Source organism: Ensifer sp. M14 (genome assembly GCF_003355565.1).
In the GTDB taxonomy this organism is placed as follows: Bacteria; Pseudomonadota; Alphaproteobacteria; order Rhizobiales; family Rhizobiaceae; genus Ensifer.
The window spans coordinates 29,605-37,820 of sequence record NZ_QJNR01000009.1; the positions used below are offsets into that span (position 1 = coordinate 29,605).

6 protein-coding genes and 3 pseudogenes are annotated in these 8,216 nt (G+C 58.7%); 5 read left to right on the top strand and 4 right to left on the bottom strand.

The window, feature by feature from the left end:
- Nucleotides 1-310 precede the first annotated feature (310 nt).
- Nucleotides 311-1,744 carry a DUF1254 domain-containing protein gene (locus tag BLJAPNOD_RS26885; protein WP_115422121.1) on the top strand — a complete coding sequence of 478 codons (1,434 nt, stop codon included), beginning with the start codon at nucleotides 311-313 and terminating at the stop codon, nucleotides 1,742-1,744.
- Between the two features lie 147 nt (nucleotides 1,745-1,891).
- On the opposite strand, the pseudogene BLJAPNOD_RS36200 reads toward BLJAPNOD_RS26885, so the two are convergent.
- Nucleotides 1,892-2,044 (bottom strand): annotated as a pseudogene (locus BLJAPNOD_RS36200) (LysR family transcriptional regulator); the annotation flags it as partial.
- A 30-nt stretch (nucleotides 2,045-2,074) separates the two neighbouring features.
- Between BLJAPNOD_RS36200 and BLJAPNOD_RS36205 the strand changes: the two are divergent.
- Nucleotides 2,075-2,316 (top strand): annotated as a pseudogene (locus BLJAPNOD_RS36205) (helix-turn-helix transcriptional regulator).
- A gap of 167 nt (nucleotides 2,317-2,483) precedes the next feature.
- Here BLJAPNOD_RS36205 and BLJAPNOD_RS26900 read toward each other — a convergent pair.
- Nucleotides 2,484-3,881: a family 16 glycosylhydrolase gene (locus tag BLJAPNOD_RS26900; RefSeq protein WP_115422122.1), complete on the bottom strand. Its 1,398-nt coding sequence runs from the start codon at nucleotides 3,879-3,881 to the stop codon at nucleotides 2,484-2,486.
- A 410-nt stretch (nucleotides 3,882-4,291) separates the two neighbouring features.
- On the opposite strand from BLJAPNOD_RS26900, the gene BLJAPNOD_RS26905 reads away from it, so the two are divergent.
- Entirely contained in the window at nucleotides 4,292-4,495 is a 204-nt protein-coding gene (locus BLJAPNOD_RS26905; protein ID WP_077505872.1) for a cold-shock protein, read from the top strand.
- 351 nt (nucleotides 4,496-4,846) lie between these two features.
- Here BLJAPNOD_RS26905 and BLJAPNOD_RS26910 read toward each other — a convergent pair whose 3' ends face one another.
- Both BLJAPNOD_RS26910 and BLJAPNOD_RS26915 read right to left on the bottom strand, forming a co-directional pair.
- Nucleotides 4,847-5,956 carry a sulfite oxidase gene (locus tag BLJAPNOD_RS26910; RefSeq protein ID WP_115422123.1) on the bottom strand — a complete coding sequence of 370 codons (1,110 nt, stop codon included), beginning with the start codon at nucleotides 5,954-5,956 and terminating at the stop codon, nucleotides 4,847-4,849.
- Between the two features lie 188 nt (nucleotides 5,957-6,144).
- Entirely contained in the window at nucleotides 6,145-6,816 is a 672-nt protein-coding gene (locus tag BLJAPNOD_RS26915; RefSeq protein ID WP_115422124.1) for a DUF938 domain-containing protein, read from the bottom strand.
- A gap of 363 nt (nucleotides 6,817-7,179) precedes the next feature.
- On the opposite strand from BLJAPNOD_RS26915, the gene BLJAPNOD_RS26920 reads away from it, so the two are divergent.
- Nucleotides 7,180-7,749 carry a hypothetical protein gene (locus tag BLJAPNOD_RS26920; protein ID WP_115422125.1) on the top strand — a complete coding sequence of 190 codons (570 nt, stop codon included), beginning with the start codon at nucleotides 7,180-7,182 and terminating at the stop codon, nucleotides 7,747-7,749.
- A 159-nt stretch (nucleotides 7,750-7,908) separates the two neighbouring features.
- Nucleotides 7,909-8,079 (top strand): annotated as a pseudogene (locus tag BLJAPNOD_RS26925) (type II toxin-antitoxin system VapC family toxin); the annotation flags it as partial.
- Nucleotides 8,080-8,216: the final 137 nt, after the last annotated feature.

Genomic DNA, 8,216 nt, shown 5'->3' on the forward strand with positions numbered 1-8,216 from the left:
TTTAGTGGCGTAAGCATATGCGTAGCACAAGTTGAGATCGGAACATCTTGCGACCTCTGTTCATCGACATCATCGGCATGCCGTTGACGCCGCTCTCCTATACGGGCGTGGCCAGGCGCAACTACGAGCCGGAATTTCTGTACTAGCACCTGCCGCTTGCGGCTCAGTGCGATCCTGACTGCAGCACGCATCGGCTATTGCGAATACTCACCAACAGCCAACGAACCGGACAATTGCGTCCAGGGTTCCGGTGCTGCCCTACAGCTCGCATCGTTTCGGTAGCTCATCGAACAATAAAGGAGTACGGCAAATGTTGACGAAGAGAGATCTACTTCGATCCAGCGCAGTGATCGCCGTTGGCGCCGCGATTGCGAGGCCAAGCCTCCTGATGGCGCAAAGCTACCCGGGCCTCGTCGAAGCAAAGGACATCGCCGAGGAAGGCTTCATCTACGGCCTGCCGCTGGTGATGATTTATGCGGTTATGCAAGAGTTCGCCGTTGACAGGAACTCGGGGCAGTTCAAGGCGCCGTTTAACGAAATCAGCAACGAGCACCATGTCGCAACCCCGGATGACACGGCAGTCATTACGCCGAACAGCGACACGCCTTACTCAATCCTCTGGCTGGATTTGCGCACTGAGCCGATGGTAATCTCGGTGCCGATGGTCGAAAAGGACCGCTACTACTCGGTCCAATTGATCGACGGCAACACCTACAATTTCGGCTATATCGGCACGCGCACCACGGGGACCGAGCCGAGCGACTACCTGGTCGTCGGCCCAGACTGGAAGGGTAAAACGCCCCCAGGGATCAAGAAGGTTTTCCAGTCGACGACACCGTTCACGCTCGCGCTTATCCGCACGCAACTCTTCAACCCCGACGACATGCCGAATGTCGAGAAAATTCAGGCCGGCTACAAGGCCCAGCCGCTTTCCGGCTTTCTTAAACTTCCGGCCCCGCCTGCCGCGGCCACAATCGAGTTCCTTCCTGCCACCACGTCCGGGATCAAGGATAACTTCTTCCAGTATCTCGATGCGGCCCTGCAATTCGTCCCTGAAACACCAAGGGATAAGGAGGTCCGTTCGAAACTTGCCAGGATTGGCATCGGTCCCGGCAAGACCTTCGAGTTCAAGGAGCTATCGCTCGAACATAAAGCCGAGATCCTGGTGGCCATGAAGCAAGGAAATGACAAAGTCGACAAATGGCTGGCCAGTGGAAACAAGAACATCAACGGCTGGAACGTTGGCTCGTTTTTTGGCGACGAAGCCTTTTACAATGGCGATTGGGTGATGCGGGCAGGCGCCGCCAAGGGCGGCCTGTTGGGCAACGATGCCGTGGAAGCCATGTACCCCTATACCCGAACGGACGCGTCCGGTGCACCGCTCGATGGCAGCAAGCACAACTACACCCTGACCTTCCCGGCCGATCAATTGCCGCCAGTGAATGCATTTTGGTCCGTGACGATATACGACGGCAAGAGCCAACTCTTGGTCAAGAACCAGATCAATCGCTACCTGATCAACTCTCCCATGCTGCCGCGTATGAAGAAGAACCAGGATGGTTCGCTCACCCTCTACATCCAGAAAGACAGCCCCGGCGCGGACAAGCAATCCAATTGGCTTCCGGCACCGGACGACAAAATCTATCTCGTTATGCGCCTTTACTGGCCGAAGACGGAAGCGCCTTCCATCCTGCCGGCGGGGGATGGGACGTGGCAACCGCCCGGTGTGAAGCGAGCCTCATAGAAGAGGCTTTTCAAGCTCTAACACGTCGATGTTGTCCGCAGCTCGCGAATTCCCTTGAACAACGGATGACGGAGTTTCCCGTCGCTGGTGATTTCGGTATCGCTGCACTTGACGACGCGTGTCGGGATCAGTCCGACACGGCGCTCCTCACCTCCCCGCTCTGACCAGCGACCGGGCGATATCGATGATGTCGTCGCGGGCGGCCGTGCGGTCGTCCTTGGATCACGCAACCCCAAGGCCGATCCTGAAGTCCACACCCCGCACCTCCCTGATCTCGAAATTGCGGTTGGGCAGATCCTGAAGACCCCATCTTGAACAAGGTGAGCATTCGTGGCCAAAACGCTTGGGACACCGAGGCACAAGGCGCTCATCGCGCTCTTGATTGAAAAGCGGGAGGCGGCAGGCCTGACGCAAACGGAACTCATGCCAAGTTGGGCGAGTATCAATCATTCGTCGCCCGGCTAGAAAGCGGTCAACGCAGAGTCGATGTAGTAGAGCTTCTCGAAATCGCGGCGATCCTCGGATTCAATCCCATTGATGCAATCGAGCGGCTGTCTGCTATCAAGGGTTAGGCTAACCTGCCGCTAGCGTTCCCCTTGATGCATTATGCGACTTTCGCCGCACCGAAGGGAGCCTCATACTAGGCACACGGCGGACGACGAGCCGAATGAGGCGCGTCCCGCGTTCTATGCCCGGAGGGACCGACAACCCTGCCGATCCCCGTGCACGCTTCTTGTGCCTAGAGGTACCAATCATCGTCCAGCGAATATGCCTCGATGTAGTCTATCTTCATCTCGGTCCCATCGATGAAGTCGTCATCCGGGGTGCCCGCCATCCCACCGACAGCGAGATTGACAAGCATGTACATCGGCTCGTGCATATCCGCGGGCGTATCGGAGCGTGCGATCTCGGTGTCGTCGAAATACCAGATGATCTCGTCTTCCGTCCAAAGTACACCGTATTCGTGGAACCCATCCGTATCGGCCACCTGCACCGCGTCGCGGCTCAATGTGTGAAACCCGTTTTCATTGGAATGGGATGTGGCGATCACGGTATTTGCGTCCTGTCCGCGCATCTCTACAACGTCGAGTTCCGGCGGCCAGGAACCGTCCGCGGGCAGCAGCCAGAACGCCGGCCAGGCTCCTTGATCGTCCGGCATGTCGGCCCGCATTTCGAAGTAGCCATAGGTCTGGGCAAACGAGGAATAGGTGGTCAGCATACCAGACGTGTATTCATAGCCATCAATCTCGCTCTGGATCGAACCCGTGGCGCGCTCTGCAGTGATTGTGAGCACGCCATCTTCGACCGAAAACGGGTTGGCGGAAGCGGTCGGCTGGTAGGTCGGATTGATGTACCACTGCAGCTCGCCGTTTCCAGCGAGCGTTGCCCCCTTTTCCGGAGCCCACCAATACTTCGCATCCCAAACTCCCCCGGTTCCCGTGGTGAGCTGAAGCGCGTCGAAATCGTCGGAAAAGGTCTGCGTCAAGCCGGACCGGTCGAGGCTCAACTTAAACTGGGTCTCCCGAAGTTCACCCGCTGTCGTATCGGCAAGGACGAGGCTTTCGTCGTTTCCGAGATCAAGGCGGAGATCGTCGCCCTCCTGGGCGACATTGGCGAGCACATGCTGAAACGAGGTGAACCCGTAGCCTTCGAGGCGAACCGTGTCGTTGGAACTGAAATCAGCGATAAGGTCACTGCCGTTGCCACGTTCGAACACGAAGATGTCGGCACCACCCGCACCGACAAGAACGTCATTGCCTGTGCGTCCGTCGAGGGTCTGGCTGCCCGATCCGCCGGTGATGATATTGTTGGCATCATTGCCGAAGGCGTGTCGGTCGCTTCCGGTGACAGTCAAGTTTTCGAAGTTCTCCGGCAGGATGTAGCTCATCCACGTATTGATCGTGTCGATGCCTTCGCCGGGGGCCTCCTCGGCCCGGTTCAACGATGAGTAAAGAAAATAGATGTCCTCGCCGGCGCCGCCGATCATCGTCAAATCGACAGAACTGTCACCCCAGAGGGAGTCATTGCCAGGCGTGCCGTGGAGGGTCGGTCCGGATCCGGTTGCGGAAAACCATGCCGTCGAATCTCCACTGTAGTAAAGGGGCTGCCCCAGGGCGTTCATGGCCGTTTTGCTCATCGGGAAGTGTCCTTCTTCAGTCCGCGCCCCTGCCCGATGAACAGCCCTAGCATTTCCGACTGTGCCGTGTCGCCCACACGATATTGGGGGCTCAGGCCACCCGCCGCCTCCTTTACGACGATGCTGAACGGCGCCGGCCGGCATGTCGCGGCTCCTTCAGATGCTAGCGCATGTGGCAAGGAGTGCGCTTGCTTAGCGCTCGCATTTTTTGCAACGAAAAGCCCATTGGCGCAGATTCGCGTCTACCACCGGACCGAACCGAGCCCACGCCAAACGCGTCCCGGACTAGTTCCGCTCGCCGCTCCCTCAAGTCCGAAAGTCTCAGTGGCAGCATGCGTGATTGCCACCGGGGCCGGCGCTGGATAAGGTTCTGCGGCAAAACGCAGAGAACTCAGCTGACGAGGATGACTATGGCAACCGGTACTGTTAAATTCTTCAACCAGGACAAGGGTTTTGGATTCATCACGCCCGACAACGGTGGACAGGACGTTTTTGTCCATGTGTCGGCGCTTGATGGCGCTACCTCATTGCGCGACGGCCAAAAGGTCAGCTACGAGCTTGGCCAGGATCGCAAGACCGGAAAATCGAAGGCCGAAAACGTCCGGCCAGCCTGAACGTCGTATCCTACACCTCGGGAATTTGCTTCATCGCCCCCCTTGCTTGCCCGGCCGCGGGAGCGGCCGGCCGTTGGGACGCCTCATCGCAGGTTTTCAATCTCGTAAGTGAAGGTTGGCCGGGCCTGACAAGTCCCGGTCAACTGCATCAGTCTAGTGGCTGCGATGAATCGAAGTCGGGGACTGGGAAGCGTCCGTGCCTGGTGCTCCGGCGGAGGCGGGCCTGTCCCCGCCCGCGGCTGAAAGCGGAAATTTTTTCCGCTTCGCGCCCTCATAGTGGTCATCGAGCCACCGGCCGCCGTTGCTGCAAACATGGGTCGCAGTTTGCGCCATTCCGCCCCATGCGGGTAATTAGATCACGAATTCCTCCTCATAGGTCTGTGGCTCGGGAACGACCGTAACCTCCACCGGAACGATCCAATTGGCCGCATAGCTCTCGCAGTCGGAACGCTGCAGGTCGGGCTGCACGCACCCCGCCCCATCGATCGCGCGACAACGCAGTTTATATCGCCCCACTTCTTCAGGGGTCCACATGTACTCCCACAAGCGCCATGCAAAGGGACGTTCTGTTTCGAGGAGCCTTCCCTCGCGCCAGCCCCTACCATCACCGGTGCAGACCTGCACCTGCCGGATAACAGCCTCGCCGCTCCAGGCGGCTCCGAAAATCCGATACGGTTGGCCGGCGATGAGACGCGCCCCCTGCACGGGTCGCGCGATCTGCGCTTTGACCTCCATCTCCGCGAGAGGGACTAGCCTGGGTTCCCCGAGGTTGCGCTCCCAACGGAAGTAGTCGCGCGCCTGCCAGTAGCCAAGGAACGGTTGTTCCAAAACCGTGATATGCGTGATCCACTTGACCCAAGCCATGCCGAACCAGCCACCCACAACCGCGCGTAGCGGGTAGCCGTGATCACGCGTCAACGGCTCCTCGTTCATCGAATAGGCAAGGATCGTGCTGTAAGCGATGGCCTTCTCAAGCGGTAAACTGCGAGCAAAAGCGATGGGGCCGGGAGAAGCCGTTTTCTTGTTCGTGTCGACCACGCCGCTGTCTGCGCCCACAAGCAGAACCTCACGCGCGGTTCGCTTAACGCCCGCCATTTCCAAAATCTCGCGCAGAAGAACACCTGTCCACGCAGCATTACCGACGGCTCCGTTCTGCCACTGCAACCCCTCCTTCGGTGGCACGTAGTAGACGCGGCCGTTCCCTGCGCACTCGACGACAGCGGGGAAAGTCGTGCTCCGCATCGCCTTGATGCTGTCTAGGTCAAGTTCGATCGGCCGCTCCACCGCCCCGCCAACGTGCAATCTCCAGTCTCGCGCATTGAGGTCCGGCGAGGGGAAATGGTTTCGCACGAAGAACAGCTCGGTTGGGATCAGCCAATCGGAGAGCGACGCAAACGGAAACTCGGTGTTCTGTGGGGATTTCTGTCGAACTACTAGGCTGGGTTGCTCTGGTGTCGGCATAGTCCTCGTCTCCCCTTCCAACAGCACAACCTTGGCACTCGCTCGCGCGAATTCCGGTTAGATCACACCGCCCCTCGCAGTGCGCCTGTCGCGTTCCGCCTTAGGGAGCATTCTAGCACATACCGCACGGTCCTCGGGTCGACCTCGGACGGCAGCGTGCCCACGTCTCTTTCGCGCCCGCTTGTCGTTCAGGCACTACCGCTGGAGAAGACCAGCAACATATTGTTGGTAGGCATCTCGATCGTCTCGCGGAGAATAAGTCCAGCGGCCTCACCCACTTGTTCAAGATCAGTGATATCACGCACACCCCAGGATGGGTTGCGCTCCTTTAGAGCCGCGTCGAAAGCAGCATTCGAGGGAGCGTTGTGTGCCCCGTCGCGCATGAATGGGCCGTAGAGAAGAAGAAGCCCACCAGCGTGAAGCAAACGGCCAGCTCCTGCGAACAATCCTAAGCTTGCCGCCCATGGCGCGATATGGGTCATATTGATCGACACGATGGCGTCAAAATGCCCCGTTTGTTCGACGCCCCATTGTCCTGAGCACACATCAATATCCCGCGGTGCCAGGACATTCTTCAGCCCTGCGAATTTGATCCAGCTAGACGTGCTGGTGCGGGCGTCGGCATCCGGATCGCTCGGCTGCCAGGTGAGGTTGGGCATTGCTCCCGCAAAACCCACGGCGTGCTCGCCGGTCCCGCATCCAATCTCCAGCACGGCGCCATGTGTTGGAAGGACACGTTTTAGGACCGCGAGGATCGGCGCCGAATTTCGCGCAACGGAAGGCGAGAACATGCGCTGGTCGGTGCTTACATCGCGCTGTTCCAGCGCAACGGGCGAACGGTGCTTCTGCTCTGGGGGCATTGGCCTTGAATCCCCTTTGGGCGATGTCCCCCACCTTAGCTGAAATGATGGGACTGAAGCCAAGGATTTCGCACTTACGAAGGGGGTCGTCGGCGCGTGCGTTCGGCCGAGGACGACCGAACGTCTACTTCGCGTCAGATCACGCGCCCACCAGGCTCAAGGTGAAATCGGAGCCCGCAAGCCGGCGGCACGGAGGGTCTCCTATCCCTCGCCTTGAACTGAATCGACCAGCTATCTCGGTAGTAGCCAACTCGATGACGCGCCCTGTTTGTCAATGCTTAAAATCTCTCGGCCACTCTGGCTTTGACAAAGCGGGAAAGTTCGTGCTCGGTGTCCTCAGTCCTAGGACAGAGGACAGTCACCATGAAGAGCCAAGACATAATCGTCCTGCTGAAGCTGCTCAGCCTGCAAGACAAGGAACTCACAAAGGGGCCAGATCAACTGCGATCTGAATCCCTCGGGGGCGACCCTTATTCGGTGCGAAATCTTGAAGCTCTGCTCGGGATTAGCAAAACCGAAATCGCGCAGTCGATCAAGAGAAGCGTCGCTTCCGGGATCGCGCGGAAAGATAGTCGCACCAATGAACCACGGCCACATCGGCGAAACCTTTTCGAGTTCATCACCCATGGCCTTAGGTTCGTGTTTCCCGCACAGGTAGGGCCGATACAACGCGGCGTCCACACCGCGTTTGCTGCGCCGATGCTTCAAGAGCTTCTCGTCAGCGGCGGGACCTATAACTACGTCTGGCCCTACTCCGCTGGACGAGAGATGGGTCAAGCGGTCGATCCCCTTTTCAAAAGCGTGCCGGAGGCCGCTTTGAAAGACGAGCGACTTTATGAGTACCTGGCACTGGTAGATGCGATTAGGCTCGGGAACCAGCGGGAAGTCGATCTCGCCACCGATCATCTCAAGTCGAAGATCATGAGTAAATGACAGCGATCCGCGCTCAATTGCTAGAAATGCTCAAAGCCGTTTCAGCCGCACTTGGCGAGGATCTGCGTGAGCGCTTGGTCTTCGTCGGCGGCTGAACTACTGCTGCGCGGCGGCAATCAAGGTGAGATTCAGCGTCAATCAGGATGAGACTCGGCGGCCCAAATCGCGGTCGAATGGGGCCGCATCGCGGCAATCCGCCCCCGCGGCGATATCGACGGGTTGATCGCCGCGACCGCGATCGTCCACGATCTCATCCTTGTCACACGCAACGTCAAGGATTTCGAAGACACAGGCGCCTCTGTGATCAACCCTTGGGAGACGTCGGCGTGAGACGCTCGGCGTCGAACACCCGCCGTATGCCGGCAATCAATGTGTCCGTTCGATGGAAGTACGGGTTCCTGTGGGCCAAGATGATCGCATAATGTATCGACTGGGAAGGAATCCGTTTCAGTTAGCGCTTAGCGCTC